The sequence below is a fragment of the Aestuariimicrobium sp. T2.26MG-19.2B genome (assembly GCF_950101875.1).
Taxonomy (GTDB): domain Bacteria; phylum Actinomycetota; class Actinomycetes; order Propionibacteriales; family Propionibacteriaceae; genus Aestuariimicrobium; species Aestuariimicrobium kwangyangense.
The window spans coordinates 1,076,929-1,102,403 of record NZ_CATNLW010000001.1 but is presented as its reverse complement, the minus strand read 5'-3'; the positions used below and the strand labels follow the sequence as shown (position 1 = coordinate 1,102,403).

General features: G+C 69.2%; 20 protein-coding genes. 12 read left to right on the top strand and 8 right to left on the bottom strand.

Going from position 1 to position 25,475, the window contains the following annotated elements; all coding sequences use genetic code 11:
• Positions 1-4: 4 nt before the first annotated feature.
• Together QQZ11_RS04870 and QQZ11_RS04865 are read right to left on the bottom strand one after the other, a co-directional pair.
• Positions 5-667 carry a response regulator transcription factor gene (locus QQZ11_RS04870; RefSeq protein ID WP_022908992.1) on the bottom strand — a complete coding sequence of 221 codons (663 nt, stop codon included), beginning with the start codon at positions 665-667 and terminating at the stop codon, positions 5-7.
• Complete coding sequence (locus tag QQZ11_RS04865; RefSeq protein WP_284549009.1) at positions 664-2,007, bottom strand: sensor histidine kinase; 1,344 nt, start codon at positions 2,005-2,007, stop codon at positions 664-666. Before QQZ11_RS04865 ends, QQZ11_RS04870 begins: the two co-directional genes overlap by 4 nt.
• 221 nt (positions 2,008-2,228) lie before the next feature.
• Between QQZ11_RS04865 and QQZ11_RS04860 the strand changes: the two genes are divergently transcribed.
• Entirely contained in the window at positions 2,229-4,103 is a 1,875-nt protein-coding gene (locus tag QQZ11_RS04860) for a hypothetical protein (protein ID WP_284549007.1), read from the top strand.
• A 129-nt stretch (positions 4,104-4,232) separates the two neighbouring features.
• Here the strand turns inward: QQZ11_RS04860 and QQZ11_RS04855 are convergent, their stop codons facing one another.
• Both QQZ11_RS04855 and galE read right to left on the bottom strand, forming a co-directional pair.
• Positions 4,233-4,361 (bottom strand): DLW-39 family protein, encoded by a 129-nt coding sequence (locus QQZ11_RS04855; RefSeq protein ID WP_022908994.1) that lies wholly within the window; start codon positions 4,359-4,361, stop codon positions 4,233-4,235.
• Between the two features lie 58 nt (positions 4,362-4,419).
• The gene (galE, locus tag QQZ11_RS04850) at positions 4,420-5,409 is read right to left on the bottom strand and encodes a UDP-glucose 4-epimerase GalE (RefSeq protein WP_342395059.1); all 990 of its coding nucleotides are present in this window, start codon (positions 5,407-5,409) and stop codon (positions 4,420-4,422) included.
• Positions 5,410-5,573: 164 nt separating this feature from the next.
• Here galE and QQZ11_RS04845 point away from each other — a divergent pair, with 164 nt between their 5' ends.
• The 3 genes from QQZ11_RS04845 (at position 5,574) to QQZ11_RS04835 (ending at position 8,781) form a co-directional block, all read left to right on the top strand.
• Positions 5,574-6,584: a Gfo/Idh/MocA family protein gene (locus QQZ11_RS04845; RefSeq protein WP_040437351.1), complete on the top strand. Its 1,011-nt coding sequence runs from the start codon at positions 5,574-5,576 to the stop codon at positions 6,582-6,584.
• Between the two features lie 111 nt (positions 6,585-6,695).
• Positions 6,696-7,880, top strand: coding sequence for a Gfo/Idh/MocA family protein (locus tag QQZ11_RS04840; protein ID WP_284549005.1), 1,185 nt, complete (start codon positions 6,696-6,698; stop codon positions 7,878-7,880).
• A gap of 46 nt (positions 7,881-7,926) precedes the next feature.
• Complete coding sequence (locus QQZ11_RS04835; protein ID WP_284549003.1) at positions 7,927-8,781, top strand: sugar phosphate isomerase/epimerase family protein; 855 nt, start codon at positions 7,927-7,929, stop codon at positions 8,779-8,781.
• An 82-nt stretch (positions 8,782-8,863) separates the two neighbouring features.
• On the opposite strand, the gene QQZ11_RS04830 is transcribed toward QQZ11_RS04835, so the two are convergent.
• Positions 8,864-9,478, bottom strand: a complete 615-nt coding sequence (locus tag QQZ11_RS04830) for a TetR/AcrR family transcriptional regulator (protein ID WP_022908999.1) — start codon at positions 9,476-9,478, stop codon at positions 8,864-8,866.
• A 118-nt stretch (positions 9,479-9,596) separates the two neighbouring features.
• Here QQZ11_RS04830 and QQZ11_RS04825 point away from each other — a divergent pair, with 118 nt between their 5' ends.
• Positions 9,597-12,506, top strand: coding sequence for an MMPL family transporter (locus QQZ11_RS04825; RefSeq protein ID WP_284550163.1), 2,910 nt, complete (start codon positions 9,597-9,599; stop codon positions 12,504-12,506).
• Positions 12,503-14,881, top strand: a complete 2,379-nt coding sequence (locus QQZ11_RS04820; protein ID WP_284549001.1) for a YhgE/Pip domain-containing protein — start codon at positions 12,503-12,505, stop codon at positions 14,879-14,881. Before QQZ11_RS04825 ends, QQZ11_RS04820 begins: the two co-directional genes overlap by 4 nt.
• Positions 14,882-14,920: 39 nt before the next feature.
• On the opposite strand, the gene QQZ11_RS04815 is transcribed toward QQZ11_RS04820, so the two are convergent.
• Together QQZ11_RS04815 and QQZ11_RS04810 are read right to left on the bottom strand one after the other, a co-directional pair.
• Complete coding sequence (locus QQZ11_RS04815; protein WP_446698815.1) at positions 14,921-17,644, bottom strand: multicopper oxidase domain-containing protein; 2,724 nt, start codon at positions 17,642-17,644, stop codon at positions 14,921-14,923.
• A gap of 135 nt (positions 17,645-17,779) precedes the next feature.
• A complete protein-coding gene (locus QQZ11_RS04810) occupies positions 17,780-18,154 on the bottom strand; it encodes a hypothetical protein (RefSeq protein WP_284548999.1) in 375 nt (124 codons plus the stop codon).
• A gap of 148 nt (positions 18,155-18,302) precedes the next feature.
• On the opposite strand from QQZ11_RS04810, the gene QQZ11_RS04805 reads away from it, so the two are divergent.
• From QQZ11_RS04805 to QQZ11_RS04785, 5 genes are all read left to right on the top strand, one after another.
• On the top strand, positions 18,303-18,809 hold the full coding sequence (locus QQZ11_RS04805; protein ID WP_284548998.1) for a GNAT family N-acetyltransferase: 507 nt from the start codon (positions 18,303-18,305) through the stop codon (positions 18,807-18,809).
• A gap of 104 nt (positions 18,810-18,913) precedes the next feature.
• The gene (locus QQZ11_RS04800; protein WP_284548997.1) at positions 18,914-20,293 is read left to right on the top strand and encodes an alpha-L-fucosidase; all 1,380 of its coding nucleotides are present in this window, start codon (positions 18,914-18,916) and stop codon (positions 20,291-20,293) included.
• Positions 20,294-20,559: 266 nt separating this feature from the next.
• A complete protein-coding gene (locus QQZ11_RS04795; RefSeq protein ID WP_022909006.1) occupies positions 20,560-20,784 on the top strand; it encodes a hypothetical protein in 225 nt (74 codons plus the stop codon).
• A 70-nt stretch (positions 20,785-20,854) separates the two neighbouring features.
• The gene (locus QQZ11_RS04790; RefSeq protein WP_284548995.1) at positions 20,855-21,073 is read left to right on the top strand and encodes a hypothetical protein; all 219 of its coding nucleotides are present in this window, start codon (positions 20,855-20,857) and stop codon (positions 21,071-21,073) included.
• A 289-nt stretch (positions 21,074-21,362) separates the two neighbouring features.
• On the top strand, positions 21,363-23,273 hold the full coding sequence (locus QQZ11_RS04785; RefSeq protein ID WP_284548993.1) for a glycoside hydrolase family 127 protein: 1,911 nt from the start codon (positions 21,363-21,365) through the stop codon (positions 23,271-23,273).
• Positions 23,274-23,304: 31 nt separating this feature from the next.
• Here QQZ11_RS04785 and QQZ11_RS04780 read toward each other — a convergent pair whose 3' ends face one another.
• On the bottom strand, positions 23,305-24,264 hold the full coding sequence (locus tag QQZ11_RS04780; RefSeq protein WP_284548992.1) for an aldo/keto reductase: 960 nt from the start codon (positions 24,262-24,264) through the stop codon (positions 23,305-23,307).
• Positions 24,265-24,433: 169 nt separating this feature from the next.
• Here QQZ11_RS04780 and QQZ11_RS04775 point away from each other — a divergent pair, with 169 nt between their 5' ends.
• Positions 24,434-25,423, top strand: coding sequence for a hypothetical protein (locus tag QQZ11_RS04775; protein WP_284548991.1), 990 nt, complete (start codon positions 24,434-24,436; stop codon positions 25,421-25,423).
• Positions 25,424-25,475: the final 52 nt, after the last annotated feature.

Here is a 25,475-nt window from a genome sequence, read left to right as displayed (position 1 = left end):
CGGCTCAGTGGGCCAGCCCCACCTCGAAGGCGAACAGCACCAGGCCCACCCGGTCACGGCACTGCAGTTTGCTCAGCAGTCGTCCGATGTGGGTCTTGACGGTGCCCTCGGCCATGTAGAGGTGCTGCCCGATCTCGGTGTTGGTCGCGCCCTTGGCGATCTCGACGAGCACCTCCCGCTCCCGATCGGTGAGCAGTCCGAGGCGTTCGTCGGTCTGGCCTGGGGCGCTCGGCAGGCCGGGCACCACCTGTTCCAGCAGCCGCTTGGTGGCGCTGGGTGCGACCACGGCGTCGCCGGCAGCGACGTTGCGGATCGCGTTCAGCAGGTCGTGCGGGTGGGCGTCCTTGAGCAGGAAGCCCGACGCCCCGGCCTTGAGGGCCGAGAACACGTACTCGTCCAGGTCGAAGGTGGTCAGCACCAGCACCTTGGTCGGCAGGGGTGAGGCTGCAATCCGCTTGGTGGCCTCGACACCGTCGAGTTGGGGCATGCGGATGTCCATCAGCACCACGTCGACCGGGGTGGTGCGCAGCAGTTGCAGCGCCTCGAGGCCGTTGCTGGCCTCGCCGACCACCTCCATGTCGTCCTCTGACTCGATCAGCATGCGAAAGCCGCTGCGCACCAGCGCCTGGTCGTCGGCCAGCAGCACACGGATGGGGGCGGCGGTCATGGGTTGCTCCTGGGGTGGGGAGGGGTCGGGTTGTCGTGGATCGAATGAGCAGGGTGGTTGAAACGTGGCGGCGCGCTCTGGGGCGGGAAGGGGTGCTCGTCGGGCAGACGGTGCCCGGGCATCGGGAACAGGGCACGCACCATGAACCCGCCCTGCGAGCGTGGACGAGCCACCAGCCTTCCACCCATCGATGCCACCCGCTCGTGCATGCCGCGCAGGCCGTGACCCTTGCCGTCGGACGAGGTGTGCCCCGGCCCGTCGTCGACCACCTGAACCACGATCAGTTCGGGCAGGTAGGTCAACGAGACCTCGGCACTGGCCTCGGGCCCGGCGTGCTTGAGCACATTGGTGACCGCTTCCTGGGCCACCCGGTAGACGGTCAGCCCCAACGTCTCGGGAACCACCGGCTCGGGGCCGGACACGGCCAGACTGATCCGATCACCCGCCCGCTCGACCATCTCGGGGATGTCGCCCAGACCGGGGCTGGGGGCGTAGTCGGCGTTGTCGTCGTCGGTTCCGCGCAGCACCCCCACGATGCGGCGCATCTCGCCGAGGGCGTCCCGTCCGGTCGACGCGATGGTGTCGAGCACCTCCGCCGCCTTCTCGGGACGCTTGGCGGCCACGGCTCGTCCGCCCTCGGCCTGGACGATCATCACCGACAGCGAGTGGGCCACGATGTCGTGCAGTTCACGAGCGATCTGGGCCCTGGCGCGGGCCTCGGCCATGCGCCCGGCTGCCTCCCGCTGGTTGATGGCGGCCTGGTAGCGCTGCACCTCGGCCTGCCGCGCCTGCTCCTGGCTGACCACCGACTCACGGATGCGGCGTCCGATCGCGTAGGGGGTGATCACCAGACCGGCGCAGACCATGACCGTGATCGCGTAGAAGATGGCCAGGCTCACCAGACTGGTCGAGCCGGCATCCATCGGGTTCTCGTAGCCGACCAGACCCGGCATCCAGCTGATCGGGCCGAGCACCGAGGCGGCCGCCCCCAGCGGGAGGATGAGTCGGGAGCGCCGGCCGTCGGTCCAGCGGGCGAACGAGTAGGCGGCCAACGGGATCACCACCACCGAGGTGGTGGGGTAGCGCAGCAGCAACAACTGGACGACGCCCGCGAAGGTGACCACACCGAGCATGAGGGTGGGGTTGCTGCGCCGCCAGATCATCGCGACGGTCATCATGGCCGTGGTCAGCAGCGGCAGCATGACGTGCATCGAGCCCACCACGATCGTGCGCAACCCGAACATCAGGTAGGGGCCGCAAAGGGCGGCGGTGAGCACCGCCGCGAGCACGACGTCACCCGCGCGGGGTTGCTCCCGCTGCGCGTGGGGCGGGGATGACACGAAAGACATGGTCGCTCCAGCCTAGGCCGGTGCTCGAGGTCAGGCATCGGACGGGGGTGCCGAGTTGTCGGGCGCTGCCCGCGACCGTGGTCGTCCCGGGTGGCCGAGGGGGCCTGCTGAACACGGGCACCCGATGGCCGCCGGATGGGCCGTACGGGGCTAGCGTGGTGCAATCGGTTCCGCAGACCAGGCGGTGCCGGGCAACGACCTGAGGGGGTGACATGGTCGACGACCCTTATCGTGTCGCGGCGCAGGCGCTGGCCTCGGGTTCGTCCGATGCCTGGGTCCGACGCCTGCTGGGCCCGGTGAAGCGGCGCCTCGATCTCGCGGACCACCGCCTGCTGGTGGTGTTGCGGCTCCGGCTCGGGGCGGGCGACCTGCTCCCCGACGCGTTGCGTGGCGAGATCGATTCGACGCTGGCGGGATTCAAGTACTCGTTCACCGAGCCGGGCGACGACTCCATGTGCACGTGGAGCGAGAACCACCAGGCCCTGTCGTTCACCTGTGAGTACCTCGCCGGCCGACTGCTCGGCAACCGCGTCTTCACAAACGACGGACGCACCGGCAACGCCCATGCCGACAGTGCGCGGCTGCACCTGCTCGACTGGCTCGAGGACCGGTTCCGGTGGGGATTCTCGGAGTGGCTGTCGGGCACCTACTACGAACTCGACGCGGTGGCACTGACGATGCTGGTCGACCACGCGGACGAGGAACTGGCCCTGCGCGCTTCGATGGTGCTCGACCTGCTGCTGCTCGACCTCGCGCTGCACCACTTCGACGGACGACTGCACGGCTCCCAGGGACGCGCGTACCGACGGCAGAAGGTCGACCCGTCCCACCAGGAGGTGGCGGCGATCGTGGCCGACGCCTTCGGCAAGCCCCCCTCATTCCACGTCGACCAGCTCTCGGGCATCTTCGGGGCACGGCAGCGTTACCGGGTGCCCCAGGCGATCCTCGACATCGCCCACCAGGGGGGAGCACACCGCATCCACGTCAGCCACGGTCGCACCATCGAGGAGACCATCGCCCACGCGGAGGCACGGGAACTGAGTCGTAACCCCGACGCCACGCCGGGCCAGTTGTCGCTCGCCCGGGTGCGCGCCTGCTGGGCCATGCAGGCCATCACCGATCCCGAGGTGATCGGCGACACCATCAGCGTGCTCAACCGCCAACAGATGTGGACCAACTCGTTCTTTGCGGGGCTTCGTCCGTTCCGCAAGTTCAACCCCGGCCTCGGGCCGCTGCTGGTGCGCGGGATCAACCCCATCACCATCGGCATGCAACTGGGTCGCGCCGACGTGACCACGTTCCGCACTCCCAACCTGTTCCTGTCGAGTGCGCAGCACTACCGGTCGGGGCAGTTCGGCGACCAGCAGCATCTCTGGGAGGCGGTGTTGCCCGGTGGTCTGGTGGTGTTCTCGACCCATCCCGGGTCGGTGGGTGCCAAGGCGCAGTCGCGGCCGGCCACCCCGTCCGACTGGATCGGCAACGGGATCAATCCCGACATCGCCCAGGCCGACAATGTCGCCCTGGTGCTGCACGACACCCGCGGACGCCGCGGCTACCTGGAGGGTCGCCGACCCGAACTGTCACACCTGCACTTCCCGATCGCCAAGTTCGACGAGACCCGGCTCACCGAGCGACGACTCCTGGGCCGCAAGGGTGACTCCTACCTGGCGGTGCTGTCGTCCCACCCCTACGAGGTCGTCTCCGACCACGAGGTGTTGCAGCGTGGGCCCGTGACGGGTTGGGCGGTCGTCCTCAGCGACCGCAGCGAGTTCCCCAGTTTCCAGCAGTTCGTCGACGCGGCCTCGGCCTGGCGACTGGAGTTGGGACGAGAGGGGCTGCAGCTGACCGCCCGCCACGTCATCGGCTTCGGTCGGGCGGCCTCGGAGCATGTCTACGAGTTGGGCTGGGACTCCGAGTTCACCGTGAACCGGGTCGTCCAGCGCAGTGACCACCCGCGCTACGAGACCGAGTGGGTCGAGATGCCGCGTGGGGGCACCCACTGCCTGATCCGGGGCACGTCGTCGACGCTGCGACTGGACTGGTCGGCCGGTCTGCGTGAGGAGACCGGGCCGGGCCTCGGGTCCTGACCCCGGCTCGGCTCGTGTCGCGTGCTTGGGCGTGAGTCCGGGCTGCACGAGTGCCCGTGCTGGGCGAGCGCCCGCGCCGGACGAGGACCCGCGCCGGACGAGAACCCCGATGGACCGGGGCGCGCGCGGTCAGTCGAGGGGGTCGGTCGCCTCGGCCCACAGGGCCGCCTCGTTCTCGGCGTCGCGCACCCGGCGCTTGGCCGCGAGGAAGGCGATCACGGCGGCGAGCACACCGACCAGCAACAGGGGCTTGTTCATGCCGCCAGCGTACGCACCCGGCGCGGGCCCGATGCGTCCACGGCGCGCCGTCCGCCCGTCAGTACCCCAGCAGCTTCTTGCGCTGCGGCAGCCACGCGATGGCGTCGCGCACCCCGTCGGCCTCGGTGAACTGCGGCTTCCAGTCCAGCAGTTCGGTCGCACGGTTCGAGATCGTGTAGGCGCCGGCCACGTCACCGGGACGAGCGGGGCCGAACTCCACCTTGAGGGGCTCACCGGTGCCGGCCTCGAAGGCGCGCACCAGTTCCTTGACCGTGACACCGTTGCCGGTGCCGACGTTGATCACCTGGTAGTTGTCGTCCGAGGTGATGTCGTCGAGCCGTTCGACGGCGGCGACGTGGGCCTGGGCCAGGTCCCAGACGTGGATGTAGTCACGGATGCCCGAGCCGTCGCGGGTCGGCCAGTCGACCCCGGTGACGGTGAAGGTGTCGTGGTTGACCCAGGCCTCGATCATCTTGCCGAGCACGTGGCTGGGCTTCTCGATCTGCTGACCGGTGCGCAACTGCGGGTCGGTGCCGATCGGGTTGAAGTAGCGCAGGCTCAACACGTGCAGGTCACTGGCATGGGCCACGTCACGCAGGATCATCTCGACCATGAACTTCGTGGTCGCGTAGGGCGACTGCGGGTCGAGCGCCGACGACTCGGTGACCTGGAAGTTCTCGTCGGTGGCGTAGATCGAGGCCGACGAACTGAACAGGATGCGGTTGACCCCGTGGTCACGCATGGCGCTGAGCAGGTCGAGGGTCTTGCCGACGTTGTTCTCGTAGTAGGCCAACGGCTGGGCGACCGACTCCGGCACCAGGATCTTGGCCGCGCAGTGGATGACCGCATCGATCTGCTGCTCGGTGAAGACCCGGTCGAGCAGCTCGCGGTCGGCGAAGTCACCCTGGTACAGGGTGCGGTCGAGCAGGAACTCGGGTCGTCCGGTCGAGAAGTCATCGAGCACGACCACCTGGTGGCCGGCGTCCTCGCAGGCCGAACCAACCGTTGACCCGATGTAGCCGGCACCGCCGGTGATCAAGATGCGCATGGGGCCAGCCTAGTGAAACGGGCTCGCCCGGACGGCCCGAACCCCCCAGTGGGCAAGTGTTGGCAACCCATGCGGCGGCGCTCGGGCCGCTGCCTAGGGTGAGGAAATCCCCAGCTCGGGATCCCCACCCCCTCATGCAGCGCAGCGGACAGGCACCAGTTCACATGATCAAGGCAGCACTCGTCGGCGTCGGAGACGTCTCGGTCGTCCACCTCGATGCCATCGGCGCGATCGAGGACGCCGAACTGGTTGCCCTCGTCGAGACCGACCCCGAACGCGCCGTCCAGGCCCGCGACCTCGGTGTGCCCGTGTTCGACGACCACCTCGAGATGTACCGCAGCATCCGTCCCGACGTGGTGCACGTCACCACCCCGCACCACCAGCACGCGCCGGTCGCCGTCGACCTGCTCGAGGCGGGCGCGAACGTGCTGCTCGAGAAGCCGCTGGCCAACTCCCGCTCCGCCGCCGACGCCATCATCGCCGCCGCAGACAAGGCCACCGGCAAGCTCGGCGTCTGCTTCCAGAACCGCTACAACGCCTCGTCGGTGCAGTTGAAGAAGCTCATCGACAGCGGCGAACTCGGCGACATCAAGGGGGCCTGGGCCAACGTCGTCTGGACCCGCACCGCCGAGTACTACGCCCGTCGTCCCTGGCGGGGCAAGCTCGCCGAGGCTGGGTCGGGCGTCCTGATCAACCAGTCGATCCACACCCTCGACCTGCTGCAGTGGCTGCTCGGCGACGTCGTCTCGGTGGCCGGCGACGGCACCACCACCAAGTTCGCCGACGTGATCGAGGTGGAGGACACGGCCACCGCCTACATCCGCCACGCCGGTGGAGCGGAGTCGACCTTCTTCGCCACGCTCAACACCCCGGTGCATCGTCCGGTCGAGATCGAGATCTGGGGCTCCGATGCCCAGGCGCGCATCTCGGAGGGACTGACGGTCACCTTCTTCGACACCGGACGAACCGAGTTCACCCCCGACCAGACCTCACCCACCGCTGGGCGCTCGTACTGGGGCTACAGCCACGAGCTGCTGATCCGCGACTTCTACTCCCAGCTCGAGACCGACGAACCCTTCTGGATCTCGGCCAGGGAGGCCGACGCGACCATGCACATCATCGGCGAGGTGTTCCGCTCCGGCGGTCACCTCGACCACCCGCTGGTCGTCGGCTGACCCTCGTCCAGCCTGACCATCACCTGCACTGCCCATCACAAGCACTGCCCCGCTCGCCTTCTGAACAGCTTTGGGGGTCCGCGCCTGCCGGCCCTCCACGAAAGGACAACCATGACCGACAACTCCACCGAAACCCGCCAGGTGCGCCTGGGCATCATCGGCCTGGGTGCCGAGGGTGGCATGTACACCCGTCTGCTCGAGGAGGGGAAGATCGAGCGGATGGTGCTCGGCGCCATCTGCGACATCGACGAGTCGAAGCGGTCCCGGGCCGAGGAGCTGGGCGTGCCCTTCCACACCAGCTTCGAGGAGCTGATCAACTCCGGTGAGGTCGACGCCGTCGTCACCACCGTGCCGCACTACCTGCACCCCGAGATGGGCATCAAGGCCCTCGACGCCGGTCTGCACGCGCTGCTCGAGAAGCCCGTCGGGGTCTACACCAAGCAGGCCCGTGAGGTGATCGACCACGCTGCCACCAAGCCAGACCAGGTGTTCGGGGTGTTCTTCAACCAGCGCACCAACCCCCTCTACAAGGACCTGAAGGCGCTGCTCGACTCCGGCGAGCTCGGCGCGCTGCGCCACACCAGCTGGATCATCACCACCTGGTGGCGTCCCCAGGGTTACTACGACCAGTCCGCCTGGCGCGCCACCTGGGGTGGCGAGGGTGGCGGTGTGCTCGTCAACCAGGCGCCCCACCAGCTCGACCTGTGGCAGTGGCTGTGCGGTGTGCCCAAGAGCGTCTTCGCCAAGTGCGCGTTCGGGTACAAGCGCGACATCGCCGTCGAGGACGAGGTCAACGCCCTCGTCGACTTCGGGGGCGGGGCGACCGGGCACTTCATGACCGCCACCCACGACATCGCCGGCACCGACCGCCTCGAGATCCTCTGTGACAAGGGCAAGATCGTGGTCGAAAACTCCCGCACCGTGACCATCACCCGGCTCACCGAGCCGGAGCAGGAACTCAGCAAGTCGATGTCGATGGAGGACGTCTCGAAGCTCTTCCGCGGGCAGCTGGACAGCTCGAAGTGGCTGTCGACCGAGACCAAGGACTACTCCTCGGTGTGGGGCCAGCAGCACGCCACGGTGCTGCAGAACTTCACCGACGCGGTGCTCGACGGTGCCGAGCTGGTCGCCCCGGGTGCCGACGGCATCCATGGCGTCCGGCTGGCCAATGCCATCCATCTGTCCAGCTGGCAGGGTCGCGAGGTCTCGATCGAGAACTTCGACGAGTCGGCCTACTTGGACGAGCTGAACCAGCGCATCGTGGCCGAGGGCGGCGACTGGCCGACCCGCTCCTGAGCGCGCGCACCCACCCGAATCCCGCACGACAACGAAAGGAACGCGCATGGCAATCATCGGCGTACAGATGATGATGGTGAAGGAGCAGGTCGCCGAACAGGGCATGTTCGAGGTGCTCACTCGCATCAAGGACCTGGGCTACGAGGCCGTCGAGGTCTCCCAGATCCCGATGGACGAGAAGAACACCGCCGACCTCGAGCGTGGGGTCAAGGAGCTGGGACTGCTGGTGGGTGCCCTCTCGGTGGCCCTGAAGGGCGGGCCCACCGCCACCGGTGACAACCTCGAGGACGACTACGACAAGATCGTGGACGACTGCCACCGCCTGGGTGCCACCCACGTGCGCATCGGCATGATGCCGTTCACGGCGATGGCCTCGAAGCAGGCCTGCGAGGACTGGGCGGCCGAGTGTGAGCTCGCGGCCCAGCGGCTCAAGGCCGACGGTGTGCAGCTGTGCTACCACAACCACCACGTCGACCTCGCGAAGTTCGACGGCGAGACGCTGTTCGACATCGTCCGTCGGGTGGCCCCCACGCTGCACTTCGAGGTCGACCTGCACTGGGTGCAGCGCGGTGGCATGAACCCGGTCGACATGCTCGAGCGGTACACCGGCGTGTGCGACCTGATCCACCTCAAGGACTACCGGGTGCGCACCCTGCCGCCGGAGTCGCTCGAGCTGCTGGCCGATCCGGAGCGTCGCGGCGAGTTCTTCAACATCTTCCGCAACGACGTCGTGCAGTTCGCCGAGGTCGGTCAGGGGACGATGAACTGGCCTGCCATCATCCCGGCCGCGGAGAAGTCGGGTGCCGCCTACTTCTTCGTGGAGCAGGACGACACCTACGGCCGCGATCCCTTCGACTGCCTCAAGGACTCCAAGGAGTACCTGGCCGGCATCGGGTACTGACGGACGGGCGGGCGGGCGGGCCGTCCGTCCGTCCTGAGGGTTTGCTGCTTCGTGGGGACGAGGCCTGCTCGGCTCCCGAGCCCTACTGGGCGACCACCAGAGCCGTCAGCACGGTGTGGATCACGTCGACCAGACCCTCGAGGTCGGGCTCCCGTCCCTCGCTGAGCTGGTCGAGCAGGTACTTGTTCGAGGCGCCCTCGAGCACCTGCATCGCCGTCGCACCGTCGAGTGACAGACGCAGGTTGTGGCCAGCCAGTGCCGACGAGATCATGTCGGCCTTGGCCTGTTGGCTCGCCACCCTGGCGCGGGTGAAGGCCTCACGGATGCTGGGCTCCCTCACGGCGTGGGTCTGCAGTTCGCTCATCAGCACCACCACCCACGGCGCGATTACTCCCGAGTCCACGAACTCGTGGATGGCCCGCGAGATGACGGCGTTCAGGTCACAGTCCTCGTTGATCTGCGAACGCTCGATGACCTGGCGGGCCATGTCGTTGATGCGGCTGCCGTGGTGGTCGAGCAGGGCGACCAGCAGGTCGTCCTTCGACTCGAAGTTGGAGTAGAAGGCGCCGCGGGTGAACCCGGCCTCCTCGCAGATGTCCTCGACCGTGGCGGCCCCGACTCCCTTGCGGACGACGACCCGCGAGGCCCCGTCGAGCAACTTGCTCCGGGTGGCGGCGCGGCGTGCGGTCACGGTCATGGCTCGGAATCCTAACCCAGCGACTCGCGCTTTGGATACGCGGGTGTATTGAATACACTTCTGCATCGGGTGCGTTGGGTGCCCATTCCTCCGGCCAAGGAGTGCTCGCGTGTCGACCATGCTCTACGACCTGGGTCGCTGGTGCTTCCGGCACCGCCGCCGCGTGCTCCTGCTCTGGCTCGCTGCCCTGATCGTGGTCGGTGGGGTGGCCGCGCTGGTCGCCAAGCCCTACAACGACGACTTCAACATTCCCGGTGCCGCCTCGCAGGATGCCCTGGTGCAGCTGAAGGCCACCTTCCCCCAGGCCGCCTCGCTGACGGCCACCGCCATCGTCGTGGTGCCGCAGGCATCGTCGGTCAATGATCCCGCCGTGAAGGCCGCCGTCGAGAAGATCGCCAAGGGCTACGAGGCCAACCCGAAGGTCGAGTCGGTCACCACCCCCTACGGCAGCATCGTCACCGGCCTGGTCAGCAAGGACGGGCGGGCCGGGCTGCTGCAACTCAACCTCAAGGGCACCACCGCCGACATCACCGACGCCCAGCGCACCAGCCTGCAGGACCTCACCCACCGACTGCAGAACGAGTTGCCGCAGGGCTCGACCCTCAACCTCGGCGGTGAGGCCTTCTCGATCGAGGTGCCCGCCTTGAGCGTGGTCGAGGGCCTCGGCGTCGTGATCGCCCTGGTCGTGCTGCTGATCACCCTCGGCTCCCTGGTGGCGGCGGGACTGCCCCTGGCCACGGCCCTGCTCGGGGTCGGCTTCGGCATGCTGGCCATCACCCTCGCGACCGCGCTCGGCTCGATCAACTCCACCACCCCGATGCTCGCGGTGATGCTCGGGCTGGCCGTCGGCATCGACTACGCGCTGTTCGTGGTGAGCCGGCACCGTGACCAACTGGCCGCGGGCATGGCGGTCGAGGAGTCGGCCTCCCGCTCGATCGCCACCGCCGGCTCGGCCGTCGTCTTCGCTGGCCTGACCGTGGTGATCGCACTGGTCGGACTCGCGATCGCCAACATCCCCTTCCTGACGGTGATGGGCGCGTTCGCCGCCGTCACGGTGGCGTTCGCCGTGCTGATCGCGCTCACCCTGCTGCCCGCCCTTCTCGGTTTCGCCGGCGAGCGGCTTCGTCCCCGGGTTCGCCCCCCCAAGATCGGACGAACCCGTGCCCAGGCCCCGAACCGGGGCGGAATCTTCGGCTGGTGGGTGCGGGTGGCCACCAAGGTCCCGCTGCTGACCGTGATCTTGGTGGTGGTCGGCCTGGGAGCGTTGAGCTTCCCGGCCAAGGACCTCTGGTACGCCCTGCCCAACCCGGGCCAGCACGCAGCCGGCCAACCCGACCGGGTGACCTATGACCTGGTCAGTGACCACTTCGGGCCCGGCTTCAACGGTCCCCTCATCATCACGGTCGACCTGCTGCCGACCACCGACCCGCTGAAGGTGATGGCCGACCTCAAGGCCGGCGTCGAGGCGCTGCCGGGGGTGGCGTCGGTGCCGATCTCGACCCCGAACCAGAACGCCGACACCGGTTTCGTCCAAGTGGTGCCGACCACTGCTCCCGACGACCCCAGCACCGCAGACCTGGTGCGAAGCATCCGGGCCCACCACGACCAGTGGCTGGCGCAGGAGGGGGTGGAGACCAATGTCACCGGGTCCACCGCGATCCAGCTCGACATCTCCCAGCGTCTGGGACGAGCGCTGCTGCCGTTCGGCATCTTCGTCGTCGGCCTCTCGCTGGTGCTGCTGACGATGGTGTTCCGGTCGATCGCGGTGCCGTTGAAGGCCACCATCGGTTACGCGCTCTCGGTGGGTGCGGCGTTCGGCGCCACCACCCTCGTCTTCAACGAAGGCATCGGCCGACAGATCATCAACCTCGACAAGCCCGGACCCGTGATCAGCTTCCTGCCCATCATCGTGATGGGCATCCTGTTCGGGTTGGCCATGGACTACGAGGTCTTCCTGGTCAGCCGCATGCGCGAGGACCACGTGCACGGCACCCCGGCCAGGAGGGCGGTGCACACCGGCTTCATCGCCTCAGGCAAGGTGGTCTCGGCCGCCGCCGTGATCATGTTCTCGGTGTTCGCCTTCTTCGTGCCCGAGGGCATGGGACCCATCAAGCAGATCGGCTTCGCCCTGGCCGTCGGTGTCGCCGTCGACGCCTTCCTGATCCGCATGACCCTGGTTCCGGCGGTGCTGGCGCTGCTCGGTGAGAAGGCATGGTGGCTGCCCGGCTGGCTCGACCGCCTGCTGCCCAGCTTCGACGTCGAGGGTGAGTCGCTCACCCGTCAGTTGGCGTTGACCGACTGGCCCAGCACCCCCGACGCATCCGGCCGCCGTCCCGAGGTCGCGCACCTCGAGGGCTTCGCGGTCGACCACCTCTTCGAACCGGTCGACCTCACCCTGCTGCCCGCCGAGGTGGCCATCGTCGTCGGCCCGCCGCGCTCCCGGTCGGCCCTGCTCCTCGCCCTCTCCGGGCGACTGCCCGCCGACTCCGGCCGGGCCAGGGTCGTCGACGAGCTGCTGCCCGACCAGCCCGCCAAGGTGCGCCGCCGGGTGCGCTGGATCGACGCAGTCAACGCCGAGGTCAGGCCGGCGCTGGCCGCACTCGACCGGCCCACGGGCAAGCCCGGCCGACCCACGGAGCGGCTGGTGGTGCTCGACGGTGTCGACTCACTCACCAAGGACGAGGACGTCGCCGCCGTCGCCGCACTCGTCGACCGTGCCCGCACCACCGATGGGTTCGCCGTGGTGCTGGGGGTCTCGGACGCGGAGCAGGCCCGCCACTGGCCGGCCGACCGGCTCGTCGAGGTACGGGTCCCTCGTCCGTCACCCTCGGCGGTCGACCCTGCTGACGACGAAGGCCCTGACGACGAAGGCCCTGACAACGAAGGCCCTGACGACGAAGGCCCTGACAACGAAGGCCCTGGCAACGACACCAACGGCGACACCGACGGCGAGATCTGGGAACCCATGATCGACCCGGACGACTCCACCCTGATCCGCGATCGCGTGAGCGAAGGAGAACTGCGATGAAGAACCTCTCCGGATGGTGGAAACTCGCCGCCGCCGTGCTCGTGCCGCTGCTCGTGGCGGCAGCCTTCCTGGCCGGGTCGTGGAACGCCGAGCACCGCACCGCCAACGTGCAGGCCGCGATCGTCAACCACGACCAGGCCGTCACCCTCAAAGGTCAGACCGTGCCGCTGGGTCGCCAACTCGCCGTCGCCATGGCCGAACGAAAGGGCGAGAACGTCACCTGGACGCTCACCGACACCTCCGGGGCGCAGCAGGGACTGGCGTCCGGCGACTTCGCCGCAGTGGTGACCATCCCGAAGAACTTCTCGACCGCGGCCACGGGCTTCTCGAGGAACGGTGATTCCGGCCAACAGGCCACCATCGACGTGCGGACGAGCCCGGCCGCCGGGGTCAGTGACGCAGCCCTCGCCCAACAGATCGCCGCCATCGCAGCCGACACCCTCAACCGCCAGCTGACCAGCACCTACCTCACCAACATCTACGTCGGCTTCAACGAGATGGGCAGCCAGTTCGTCACCCTCGCCGACGGCGCCAAGCAGCTCGACACCGGCGCCACCGCCCTCTCCTCCGGAACCACGCAGGCCTCCGACGGGGTCAACCAGCTCAACACCGGTGTGCAGCAGCTCAACTCCGGTGCCAACCAGCTCGGTGCCGGCGTGCAACCACTCAAGGACGGTGGCGCCCAGCTCACCGCGGGTGGCGCGCAGCTGGTGCAGGGCGGCAGCCAGCTGACCAGCGGTTCGTCCCAGCTCAGCGGCGGCGCCCAACAGCTCGCCACCGGGGTCAGGCAGTACGCCGACGGCACCAGCCGCTACGTCGACGGGGTCAGCCAGCTCTCCGGTGGACTCACGCAGCTGCAGCAGGGTCTCGCGAAGAGCTCCTCGTCGGAACTGTCGACCCAGCTCGACCAATTGGCCGCGGGCGGCGACAGTCTGGCCACCGGAGCCCAGCAGCTCTCCGGCGGCATCCAGACCTACCAGGCCGCACTCGGGCAGCTCAAGCAACAGCCCGCGCCCGTGCCCACGACCATCCCGGGGTCCGACCAGGTGCTGGCGGGCTGTCTGGCCCAGGGTGGCACGGAGACCACCTGTGCCCCGGTCGTCGCCGCCTACGAACAGGGATTCACCGCTGGCATGACCGGAGGCTGGCAGGCCGGGCTGACCGCCGCCGAGCAGGGAGTGACGGGAGCGGGTGACCCCTCGGCCTCGTTGGTCGGCGGTGCTGCAGGTCTGGCCACCGGGGCCGGGAAACTCTCGACGGGGCTCGACCAGTTGGCCACCCAACTTCCCCGGCAACTGGCCGCCCAGCAGGGCCAGCTGACCACGGCGGTCGACCAGTTGGCCTCCGGTGCCCAGCAACTGTCGAGCTCGGGCCAAGGCCTCAAGAGCGGCGGGACGAAGCTCGCTGCCGGGGCCGACCAGCTCTCGTCCGGTGTGGGCAGCTACACCACGGGAGTGGCCCAGTACACGACCGGCGTCGGCACCTACGTCACCGGCGTGGGCACCTATGCCGACGGTGTCGACCAGTTCGCGGACGGCACCTCGAAGGTCGTCGCGGGCGTCAACCAGGTGGCCGCCAACACCCCTGCGCTGGCCTCGGGCATGAGCCAGCTCTCGTCTGGGGCTGACAAGCTCGCCGAAGGTGTGGGGGCGTTCTCCGACGGCATCAACGCCGGCAAGGCCAAGGTGCCCAGCTACTCGTCACAGCAGCGGGAGAACCTGTCGACCGTCGCCACGCGTCCCGTGCAGAACCCCACCGAGGGGCCGGTGGGAGCCTCGGTCGTGCCGCTGACCATCGCGGTGGTGGCGATCGGTCTGTGGTTGGGTGCACTGGTGCTGAGCTGGGTGCGGGCCACACCCCCGACCCTCGGTTCGGGCGGTGCGCTCGGCTCGACCCGTTCTAGCGCGACCCTGCTGGGCCGCGCCCTGCTCCCGGGCCTGCTCTTCGCCGCCGTCGAGGCGGTGGTGCTGGGCGCCCTCGGGGCGAGCGTGATGCACCTGTCGTGGTCGACCTCGCTGAGGTGGACCGCCCTGGTGGGTCTGGTGGCCGTGGCGTTCGTCCTCGTCAACCACGCACTGGGTGCCTGGCTCGGTGTGCTCGGCCGGGTGCTGGCCATCGTGGCGGTCACCGCCGCGGCGGCTGTGTCGGTGACGGCCGCCGTGCCCGGCGTGTTCAGCTGGGTGCACGGTGTCACCCCGCTCGCACCCGCGCTGACGGGACTGCGTGACGTGGTGGCCGGTGAGTCGCCGGTCGCCGCGGTGGGGGCTCTGCTGGCTTGGGGACTGGTGGCGTTCGTCGCCAGCTTCCTGTCGGTGGCCCGGCAGCGTTCGTTGACGGTCAAGCAGTACCTGGCCCTGCACCCGGCGGCCGCCTGACCGACGTCTGGCCCGTCTGACCGACCCCGACCGACGTCGTCAGGTCACGTCGATGAAGCCGCGGGCACCGCGCTCGGCGTCGACGAAGGCGTGGCTGACGAAGGTGTAGCGCCCCGGTTCGGGGAACACCAGTTCCACGAACCCACCCTGGGCGGCAGGCAGGTCGAGTGCCTGAGCTCCACCCCCGGCCGACGTCGAGGGACGCAGCAGGTAGGCGCCCTCCTTGTAGACGGTGTCGAACTGGCCGCCGACCACATGGAAGCTGATGCCCCGGCTGGGGCCCGCCGCCAGCAACCACAACCGGACGCGCTGCCCGGTCCTGGCGGTGAGGGGTGCATGCACGTACTGGTTCGCGTGCCCGTTCCACAGCACCAGGCTCGGCTGCTCGGAGGCGATGGCGTCGGTCGAGACGTCACGGATGCCCTCGGCATCGGGGCCGGTCAGATAGGTCTCGCTGGCCACCAACAGGTACTCCAGGTCGGCGGGGGCCAGATCGTCCGGGGGGACGATGACCGCGCCGAACATGCCCGAGGCCAGGTGCAGGCTCATCGGCATGGTCGAGCAGTGGTACAGCCAGATGCCGTGGCGTTGCAGCGTGAAGGGGTAGTCGAGGGACCCGCCCGGGGCGATGGTGCGCATCACCTGGTTGGGCGCGATCGTGCCCGCGTGGAAGTCGATGGAATGGCCCATCGAGCCGCGGTTCACCAGGTGCACGCGCATCTGGTCGCCACGGGACGCGTGGATCGTCGGCCCCATCATCCGACCCTTCTGCCCGGGCTCGGAGTAGGTCATGGCCCGCACCCTCACCTTCGGCGCCACCTCGATCACCGGTTCGGTCACCTCGAGGGTCAGCGGGTGCACGTGCCCGGCGGGGCGGGCGGCCAACCGCGGGTCCCGGGTGACGAACCCGGCTCCCGGGGCCAGGGTCAGGTCGAACCTCTCCGACGACGACGCGGTGCCTCCGGCAGGGGCGGCGGACGATGAACCGTTCACCACCAGGTGGAAGACCATCCCCATGGCCCGGTGGCCGGCGACGGTGCACCAGCCCTCCACCGTCTCGGCGCCCACGACCGTCTCGAGGGTGCCGCTCTGGTGGGGGCCCAGTCGTCCGGTCGACTCACCGGTGGCCAGCGCGAGGTCGTGCACCGTCGAGTCGTCGTGGTTGGTGAGCCGGACGACCACCCGGTCGCCCGCGTGTGCCGTCACGGTGTCGGGCACGAACCGCATCCCGACGGCCCGCACGGCGACGGTGACGGTGCGTCCCGTAGGCACGACGTTCGAGGTGTCGCGGGTGGTCAGGGCTGGGATCACCACGGTGGCGGCGATGGCGCCCAGACCGACGGTGGCCTCGAGCAGGTCGCGGCGTGCCAGATCGGACGAGGGGGTTCCGGTGGCGGGGTCCCGGTCGCTCTTGTCGGGGCCGGCTGCCTTCGGGCCGCCGGTGGGTTTCTGGGTGCCGGCCGCCGACTGCTTGCGGGCGGCGACGTGCGCGCGCACCATGCCGGTCAGGACCGGAAGGAACAGGGCCAGCCCGAGCACGGTCAGCGCCGCTGCCGCTCGGCGGGTGACGCTGGTGGCCGGCGCGACCAACCAGACGACCAATCCGGCGTTCACCAGCGCCCAGCGCAGACCCGACCACCGGTTCGCCGCCGACGTGCTGGCGCGCACCACCGCCGGCCCGCCTCCCATCACGGTGGGCATCAGGTAGGTCATGGCCCCGAGCAGCAGTTGGGCGCCGAAGCCGACCACGATCACCAGGGTGACCCGCTGCAGGTCATGGGTGCTGCCGGGGTTGACCGCGGCATTCACCGCCAGCGCCACGTCTGCGGCGATCAGCCACAGGAAGGCTGATCCCATCGCGTATCCCGGGTAGTCGCGGGGCGGCTTGCGGAGCGCGGCCGTGGCCAGGGGGAGCCCCACCAACAGCAGCGCCGCCAGGTGCACGGCGAGACCGAGCACCGCGACCGCGGGGTGAACGAACGACCCGCCTGCGGTCAGCAGCACGCCGGTGCACAGCATCGGCAGGGCGATCCGGGCGGCCCGTTCGGTGCCCTCGGCCATGGGGGTGCGCAGGACGGTGGGCCACAGGGTGATCAGGGTCGCGACCGCGGTGGTCGCGACGAAACCGAGCACGTTGAGGGCCAGGTGGGCGAGCAGGATCCGCCCTGCCCAGGGCTCCGCGAACCCGAACGCCAGCGTTGCCCCGGCCGCCGTGCCGAGCACCATCAGCACGCACGCGGTGGCGTACCAGCGCACGACCGTGGTGAAGCGAGCCGGCAGCGAGACCTTGATCTGGCGGACGAGGGAGATCCCGTGGTCGAGCACGGCACCGGCCACCGCCAGCGCCCCGACCAGGGTGACCAGCGGAGCCCAGGAGAGCAGGCCACCGAGCAGCATGCCCACCATGGCGATGGCGATGCCTGCGTTCAGCACCCCCAGCCGCGCCAGTTGTCGTCCCCGTTGGCTGTCGGGCACGCGCCGCCGCAGCAGGGCCTCGGCGAAGTGCTGGCCCCACACCACGATCGAGTTGGTGACCAGGCCCAGGGTGACCATGTGCACCAGCAGCCAGCGCAGGTCGAAGAACTGGTCGACCACCAGGGCAACCAGCAGCAGTGACATCCAGATGCTGACGGGACGACCCGCTCGGCGGTGCCAACTGCGTCGATCCCCCGCGTCGCTCGGACGACCCCCCGGTCCTCCGCCGGGGCCGGGCAGGAGGGACGCGCGCGCGTCGGGTGGGGGTGGGGCGGTGGGGGTTGTCACCGGTCGAGTGTAGGAACTCACGACTGCGGCTGACCGGCCGGGGTCGGGATTCGGTCACGGCCCGGTGCCTCCGGTGGCGGGTGCGGCGCTCGGGTGAACTGGGGTACCGGGGAGGGCGTCCTCGCTCCGACGGCCTCAGCCGAGGAGTTGTTGGGCGATGAAGCCTGCGGCGACCGCCACAGCGGTGGCACCGGCGGCGACCAGGGGTGCGGCCGAGCGGCGGGCGACGGCTCGTCCGACCATGAACGGCACCAGGCAGAGCACCAGCGCCAGCACCACCAGTACGGCACCGCCGGTGGGGTCGGGGTTGGGTTCCTCGGCCAGGAACTGTGACGAGGCTCGGGTCAACTCGTGCGATCGGACGATCATGGCGGCCACCGGCGCGGCGGTGATCGCGGCGGCGACCGCCGTGGCCAGCACCGTCGTGCCCCGCAGCACCGGGCCGGTGGCGGGAGCGGGGTCCTCGGACGACACCGGCGCGATGGTGAGGGGGTCGAGGGTGGCGGTCATGGTTCGATCCCACCAAACCGGTCGTGCCCGTCGCCACCGTCGCGGCCCCCAACCGGCCCCCAGGGGAACCGTGTTCATCCCTGGGTGTGAGCCGTGCACCGGTGAGCCAGACTGGGGTCTGGATGCGTGTGGAGAAGGGAAGAGGGTCATGAGCGGGAACGAGAAGCCGATTCGGTTCGGCCGGTTGACCGAAGTTCCCCTTGAGGAGGTGTCCGCGCTGCTGAACGAACCGCGCAATGCCAGGCACATGCCGCTCGCTCATCGGCTCAGTGAAGGTGAGGTCGCCGCCTGGGTGCGCGGCAAGGACGCGCAGTGGTCGAGCGAGCCGTACGGACCGTGGGCGATCTGGGTGGGCGACCGGTTCGCCGGCTGGGGTGGGTTCCAGCGAGAGGACGAGGACGCAGACTTCGCCCTGGTGCTGCTCCCCGCGTTCTGGGGGTGGGGGAGCGTGATCACCACCGCGGCACTCGACCGAGGCTTCGACGAACTGGGCCTCGACTCGGTCACCATCGCGTTGCCGGACTCCAGGAATCCCGATCAGGCGGTCGCCAGGTTCGGGTTCGTCCCCGACGGCGAGGTGTCCTACGACGGCACGTCCTTCCGCAGGTTCCGGCTGTCGAGGTCGGTCTGGAGGGCGGCCACCGGCTCGTCCTGACGGCGCCCGGTGCCACGGTCACTCGGTGGTGGGGCGGCCACGGTGATTGCGCGGGTGTCGACCGCCCCGCCCCCCGGGCGGTCCGCTGTGGTTAGCGTTGAGCCATGAGTTCGAGCGCCCCCGCCTCCCCGACGCACGCCCCCACCTCGTCCGTGGCCGCCTTCGATGCCCGCTACCACGAGCGCTTCGCCCGGTCGCAGTGGTGGCGTGATGCCCGCTTCGGCATGTTCATCCACTGGGGGGCGTACGCGGTTCCCGCACGAGGTGAGTGGGTGCGATCGATCGAGCGCATCTCGAAGGAGGACTACGAGGCCTCCATCGACGCCTTCACCCCCGACGGCGTCGACTTCGGAGCCTGGGCCGACCTCGCCAAGGCCGCCGGCATGCAGTACGCGGTGATGACGGCCAAGCACCACGACGGCTATGCCCTGTTCGACTCCGCGGTCAGCGACTACACCACGGCCAAGCGCGGGCCCCGACGCGACTTCGTCCGCGAGTACCTGGACGCCTTCCGCAGCCGAGGCCTGAAGGTGGGGCTCTACTTCTCCGTGATCGACTGGTACCGCTCGGACTTCCCGCACTTCGGCGATCGGCAGCACCCCGAGCGCGACAACGAGGACTTCCGCGACCACCAGCCCGACCTGGAGAGCTACCGCCAGTTCATGCACGCGCAGATCCGGGAGCTGTGCGCGAACTACGGCCGCCTCGACGTGATGTGGTTCGACTTCTCGTACCCGGGCATGACCGGCGAGCAGTGGGGGGCCGAGGAACTGGTCGCGATGGTGCGTGAGTTGCAGCCCGACATCATCCTCGACAACCGGCTCGAGGTCTCCGGCGAGGGCAAGGGGACGATTGTCACCGATCACCCCTCGAGCTACGCGGGCGACTTCGTCTCGCCCGAGCAGATCGTGCCGCCGACCGGGATGACCTGCGACGACGGCACGCTCGTGCCCTGGGAGAGCTGCCTGACCCTCAACAACAACTGGGGCTTCCACGCCGACGACCACGACTGGAAGTCGTCGACCACGGTGGTTCGGCAGTTGGTCGAGTGCGTCGCGAAGAACGGCAACCTGTTGCTGAACGTCGGCCCCGATGCCGAAGGGACGATCCCCGCAGAGTCGCAGCGGATCCTGCGTGAGGTGGGGGAGTGGATGGACGTCAACGCCGAGTCGGTGCGCGGCTGCGGGTCGGCTGACCTGCCGAAGCCCGACTGGGGTTGGTACACCCGCAACCACGCCGACGGACGAGTCTTCGCGCACGTACTCGAGCAGCCGATCGGCCCGGTCGCCCTGACCGGGATCGCGCCGGCGGCGGTGGCTGGCGTCAGGGTGCTGGCGACTGGGGAGGAGCGGGGACTGTCGAAGTCCTGGACGACCTCGAACTACCCCGACGTGTCCTTCGTCTCGCTGCGGGACCCCGAGGAGCACACGTTCCCCCTCCCCGACCCGAAGGACACGGTGCTGGAGGTCCGGCTCAAGGACTGACGCAGGCCCGTCGGTCGACCGGTGAGCGGAGCGCCCGTGGCGAAGGCACACTCGCCGCTCCCATTTCGACACCTCGTTGACTACCCGGTTCGTCTCCGGGCTGAACACGGCAAACGTTTGCTCATCGGCCCGACAACCGATGTTGCCGAATCTTGCCAACTTGGTGCATAATGGATGCAGGTTCACAGCAAGGCTGCTCGTCCGAGCAGCGCACGCTGAGAACGGACGAGAGAGCGGCTGATCGTCCGATCGAAAGGGAACCTGCCATGTATGACCTCCACGCCGCCCACACCATCGCCCGCTGGGAGAACCAGCAGTCCTCGTCCCACGAGGCCGAGGCGCGTGACGACCTCAACCTCACCGCGCTGACCAGCCAGGTCGGCCGCCGTCGGGGAAGCCGTGGTCGCTCGACCGCCACCTCGATCACCCTCGACGCCGCCCGCAAGGGATTCGCGCAGCTGCTCGGCCAGCGCGCCCGCGTCGCCCACTGACCCCATCCGGCCCACGCCCCCTCGGGCGAACCTGCCAACCGGCAGCGGGCCACCCGAAAGGAAATCCAGCATGACCCCTCAGTACAGCGCCATCGCCCTCGCCAACGCCGAGGCCCGCATCCCTTCGATGAACGATCGTCTCGTCACCGAAGACCTCAACCTCAACGGCTACGACGAGACCCGTCTCGGCCTGACCAGCGGTGCGTTCCTGCCCGCCCAGCCCGACTTCTCGTTCGACTTCAGCTGGCTGGCGGGGCTGTTCACCCGTCGCCAGGTGCGTCACGCCTGATCGAGGCCTGAACCCGAGCCCGTGGGGGCCGTCACCCGTTCCGGGTGGCGGCCCCTTCGCCGTCCCGGGGACCATGCTCGCTCTCCCCGAGCGGTGACGGGGGCCAGGATCACCACCGTGGCTCGACCAACCCTCGAAAACGGGAGGTTGGTCCCGCCACGGTGGTGATCTTGGCGGGGATCGGGAATTTGAACGATCCAAACAGGGCGGCGGCAGCGGGGTAGCGTGGGTTGCGCCCGCCTACCCGACGGGCCCTCGACGTCCTCCCCTGGAGAGTCCCGTGACATCGGTGTCCATCCTTGCCCCGGCGGCCACGCGCAGCGCCCGCACCCGCCTTCGTCCCCTCGACATCCGCAACGTGCGGCTCGACCCGTCGGGTCTGCTCGGACGACGCCAGCGGGTGAACGGTGAGGCCACCATCCCCCACCTGGTCGAGCAGCTCGAGCGCACCGGGGCGGTCGACAACTTCCGCCGCCTCGCCGGCACCAGCGAGGCCGACTTCCGCGGTCTGCTGTTCTCCGATTCCGACGTCTACAAGACCATCGAGGCGATCGCCTGGGAGATGGGTCGCACCGGCACCACCGCCTTCGACGCCTGGCTGGACGAGGTGATCGGCCTGATGGCCGCCGTGCAGCAGCCCGACGGCTACCTCAACACGTGGATCCAGGGCGTGCACCCCGAACTGAAGCTCCAGGTACTGGCCTGGAACCACGAGATGTACATGCTGGGTCACTGGCTGCAGGCCGCGATCACCCTCGACCGGGCCACCGGACGCCGTGACCTGCTGGATCTCGCCGAGAAGTTCGTCACCCTGATCGACCGCACCTTCGGCCCCGGCGGCGAGCGCGACGGTATCCCCGGTCACGAGGAGATCGAGACCGCGCTGGTCGAGCTCCACCGTCACACCGGCGAGGAGCGGCATCTGCGGTTGGCGCAACACCTGGTCGACCAGCGCGGCAAGGGCATCCTCGACGGCGGCAACATGGGGCAGCGCTACTTCCAGGACCATGCCCCCGTTCGCGAGTCCTTCGACCCCACCGGGCACGCCGTCCGCCAGCTCTACCTCAACGCCGGGGTCACCGACCTGGTGATCGAGGGTGCCGACGAGGCTCTCGCCGAGGCCATGCGTCAGCAGTGGGAACGCACCCACGAGCGGAAGATGTACATCACCGGCGCCTTCGGCTCGCGTCACCGGGACGAGGCCTTCGGCAATGACTACGAGCTGCCCAGCGACCGCGCCTACGCCGAGACCTGCGCCACCATCGCCGACCTGCAGTGGACCTGGCGGATGTCGCTGATCGAGGACGACCGGCGGCACGCCGACGTGATCGAGCGGGAACTGCACAACGCGCTCCCAGCCTCGCTCGACGACACCGGTACCCGCTTCTTCTACTCCAACCCGGTGCAGCGGCGCCCCGACCGGTTCAGTGAGGGCAGTGCCCCCGCCGAGCGGGTGGAGTGGTACGAGTGCCCCTGCTGCCCGCCCAACATCGCCCGGGTGATCGCACAACTGTCGGGCTACGTCGCCGCGACGAGGCCAGACGGTGGTTTCGAACTGCTGCAGTACGCGTCCTGCGAGATCGACCTGCCCGCTGGCACGCTGCGCGTCGAGACCGACTATCCGCGCTCGGGCCTCGTCCGTCTCTCGATCGAGGGGGATGCACCCGAGGCTGCTGTCGGGTTGCGGGTGCCGGGGTGGGTGACCTCGGGCCGGGTGCGGATCGCCGGTCGCGACCGTGCGATCACGGCCGACGAGCTCGCCGCGGGACGGGTCGAGTTGTCGGGCAGCGACGCGGACGGGGCCGAGATCGAGTTCGACCTGCGGCCCCGTTGGACGGCCTCGCACCCCAGGGTCGACGCCACCCGCGGCTGCGTCGCCCTGGAGCGCGGTCCCGTCGTCTACTGCGTGGAGCAGGTCGACCTGGGTGAATCGGCCCAGGTGGACGACCTGAGGATCGACCCCACCGTCGCAGTCAACGAACAGGCCGACCAGCCTGCCGGCGAGGACGCGATCGCGCCCCCGCTCGCCGTCTCCGCCACGGCGTGGACCGATGCTCGTCCGTTGTTGCGCGATGCGCTCGCTGAGGAGGAACGATCGGACGAGCACCAGGTCGATGTCAGGTTGGTGCCGTTCGCGACCTGGGGCAACCGTGGCCCCGGGGCGATGCGCATCTGGCTGCCTCGCCTGTCGGAGCACTGATCGGTCGTCCCCAACGGGGCCAGCAGTCGGGTCAGCGGTTGATCATCTGCTGCATCTGCGGGGCGTAGCGCACCGAGTCGACCTGGAACTGCCTCGAGGTCTCGTCGAGCCGGGCCAGGTCATCGGCGTCGAGCTCCACCGAGGCCGCGTTGGAGTTCTCGGCGGCGCGCTCGGGCTTGCTGGTGCCGGGGATCGGAGCCGCGTAAGAGCGGGTCGTGATGATCCAGGCCAGCGCCACCTGGCCGGGGGTGCAGTGGTGCTTGTCGGCGACCTCGGTGACCACGTCGACCAATCCTTGGTGCTGCTTCATGGTCGCGTCCTGGAACCGGGGGAACATTCCCTTGCGTCGGTCGTCCACCTGGTCGGGGCTGGTGAGCTTGCCGGTCAGGAAGCCCTTGCCGAGCGGACTGAAGGGCACGAAGCCGATGCCGAGTTCCTCCAGCGCCGGCAGGATCTCGTTCTCGGGCTCGCGCCACCACAGCGAGTACTCCGACTGCAGGGCAGTGACGGGCTGCACGGCGTGGGCGCGGCGGATGATCTCAACCCCCACCTCTGACAAGCCGAAATGCCCCACCTTGCCGGCGTCGATCAACTCCTTGACGGCACCCGCCGATTCCTCGATGGGCACGGCCGGGTCGAGGCGGTGCTGGTAGAGCAGGTCGATGTGGTCGACCCGCAGCCGCTGCAGCGAACCGTCCACGACCTCCTTGATGTGATCGGGTCGGGAGTTCAGCCCGTCGAGTCCGTTGTTGACGTTGAAGCCGTACTTGGTGGCGATCTTCACCCGGTCGCGCACGGGTGTGAGCACCTCGCCGACCATCTTCTCGTTCTCCCACGCGCCGTAGACCTCGGCCGTGTCGAAGAAGGTGACGCCTGCGTCGAGGGCGGCGGGGATGACTGCCTTGGCCTGGTCGAGGGAGGTCAGGCTCATGCAACCGAAGCCGATGTCTGACACCTGCAGGTCGGATCGTCCGAGGAAACGCTGGTGCATCTGGGTTCCTTTCGTGGGTCGTCCCCCACGCTAATCCTGCCTGCGAGGCTGTGAGAGGCCTTGTCGCTACCCCCTTGACCGAGGCGACGGCGATGCCCCGGCAACGCTGGCGGAATCGATGGGACGCCGTCGGTTCCGCGACTTCGTCGGGGCGCGCACACTTGTGCCCATGAGTCGCGACACCGGGCAACCCCCCGACGAGCCGATCGCCCGTCCTCGGGCACTGCGCTGGGCGGGGTGGCTGACCTTGGCGGCAACAGTCGTGTTGGTGTCGGTGCTGGTGGTTCCTGCCTGGGTCGGGCACGGGCGACGGGCCCTGGGCGACCCTTCTCCGTCGCGGACGTCCTCCTCGCCGACACCCTCCCGTCGAGCAGGGAACGGGGACCCCTTCGACGCCGGCCCGCTGGTGGCGGGCCCCGGGGACCGGCTGATCTCGGGCGGGCAGGTGTTCGAGGACCCCTCCAACGGGCGCGGGCTGCAGTTCTGCGTGGGCAACATCGCCGCGAAGTACCCCCCGACCTGTACGGGCTGGACGACCCGTGGCCTGACCTGGGCGCACGTGGAGTCACGCGGGGTCGATGTCACGACCGACCGCGGGGTCCGCTGGGCGCAGGCGGTGCTCGTGGGCACCCTCCAGGACGAGACGTTCACGGTCGAACAGGTCTATCCCGACGATGACAGTGCACCGTGGCCACCCGGGCGTGACATGGGCGGCGGATTCAACTTCAACGCCTTCTGCGCACCGGCCCGCACCACCGTCGAACGCGGTTCCGCCACCGCCGCCCAGCGCGCGGCCGAGAGTCGTCCCGACTACCAGATGCTCTACGTCGACGGATCGATCATCAACGTGGTGGTGACCGAGGACGTCGAAGGGGCCAGGGAGGCGATCGAGAAGGTCTACCTCGGCCCACTCTGCGTCGGGTTGGGTCGTGGGCTGACCCATCGCCGGCTCGCCCAGGCCCAGGCCGCGGTGACTGCACTGATGACACCGTCGAGCGGGATCAACGCCGTCGGCATCCGTCCCGAGGGGCAGGGGGCTGCCCTCGAGGTGTCGGTCGACCTGCTCACCCAGGACCTCTACGACCAGATCGTCGGGGCGGTCGGGCCCGACGTGGCCCAGTGGCTCGTCATTCGCCCCAGGATGCTGCCGATCCCCTAGTGGCGCCGGCGTTGGGTCGTCCATTCGGTTGAAATCCCCGGGAGGAAGCGGC

What these genes read in the sequence shown, in the direction of transcription:
- QQZ11_RS04860 (WP_284549007.1), top strand. Translation starts at nt 2,229, where the DNA reads ATGGTCGACGACCCTTATCGTGTCGCGGCGCAGGCGCTGGCCTCGGGT.
- QQZ11_RS04870 (WP_022908992.1), bottom strand. Translation starts at nt 667, where the DNA reads ATGACCGCCGCCCCCATCCGTGTGCTGCTGGCCGACGACCAGGCGCTG.
- QQZ11_RS04810 (WP_284548999.1), bottom strand. Translation starts at nt 18,154, where the DNA reads ATGACCGCCACCCTCGACCCCCTCACCATCGCGCCGGTGTCGTCCGAG.
- QQZ11_RS04790 (WP_284548995.1), top strand. Translation starts at nt 20,855, where the DNA reads ATGACCCCTCAGTACAGCGCCATCGCCCTCGCCAACGCCGAGGCCCGC.
- QQZ11_RS04855 (WP_022908994.1), bottom strand. Translation starts at nt 4,361, where the DNA reads ATGAACAAGCCCCTGTTGCTGGTCGGTGTGCTCGCCGCCGTGATCGCC.
- QQZ11_RS04840 (WP_284549005.1), top strand. Translation starts at nt 6,696, where the DNA reads ATGACCGACAACTCCACCGAAACCCGCCAGGTGCGCCTGGGCATCATC.
- QQZ11_RS04800 (WP_284548997.1), top strand. Translation starts at nt 18,914, where the DNA reads ATGAGTTCGAGCGCCCCCGCCTCCCCGACGCACGCCCCCACCTCGTCC.
- QQZ11_RS04830 (WP_022908999.1), bottom strand. Translation starts at nt 9,478, where the DNA reads ATGACCGTGACCGCACGCCGCGCCGCCACCCGGAGCAAGTTGCTCGAC.
- QQZ11_RS04820 (WP_284549001.1), top strand. Translation starts at nt 12,503, where the DNA reads ATGAAGAACCTCTCCGGATGGTGGAAACTCGCCGCCGCCGTGCTCGTG.
- QQZ11_RS04780 (WP_284548992.1), bottom strand. Translation starts at nt 24,264, where the DNA reads ATGCACCAGCGTTTCCTCGGACGATCCGACCTGCAGGTGTCAGACATC.
- QQZ11_RS04795 (WP_022909006.1), top strand. Translation starts at nt 20,560, where the DNA reads ATGTATGACCTCCACGCCGCCCACACCATCGCCCGCTGGGAGAACCAG.
- QQZ11_RS04805 (WP_284548998.1), top strand. Translation starts at nt 18,303, where the DNA reads ATGAGCGGGAACGAGAAGCCGATTCGGTTCGGCCGGTTGACCGAAGTT.
- QQZ11_RS04845 (WP_040437351.1), top strand. Translation starts at nt 5,574, where the DNA reads ATGATCAAGGCAGCACTCGTCGGCGTCGGAGACGTCTCGGTCGTCCAC.
- QQZ11_RS04825 (WP_284550163.1), top strand. Translation starts at nt 9,597, where the DNA reads ATGCTCTACGACCTGGGTCGCTGGTGCTTCCGGCACCGCCGCCGCGTG.
- QQZ11_RS04835 (WP_284549003.1), top strand. Translation starts at nt 7,927, where the DNA reads ATGGCAATCATCGGCGTACAGATGATGATGGTGAAGGAGCAGGTCGCC.
- QQZ11_RS04775 (WP_284548991.1), top strand. Translation starts at nt 24,434, where the DNA reads ATGAGTCGCGACACCGGGCAACCCCCCGACGAGCCGATCGCCCGTCCT.
- galE (WP_342395059.1), bottom strand. Translation starts at nt 5,409, where the DNA reads ATGCGCATCTTGATCACCGGCGGTGCCGGCTACATCGGGTCAACGGTT.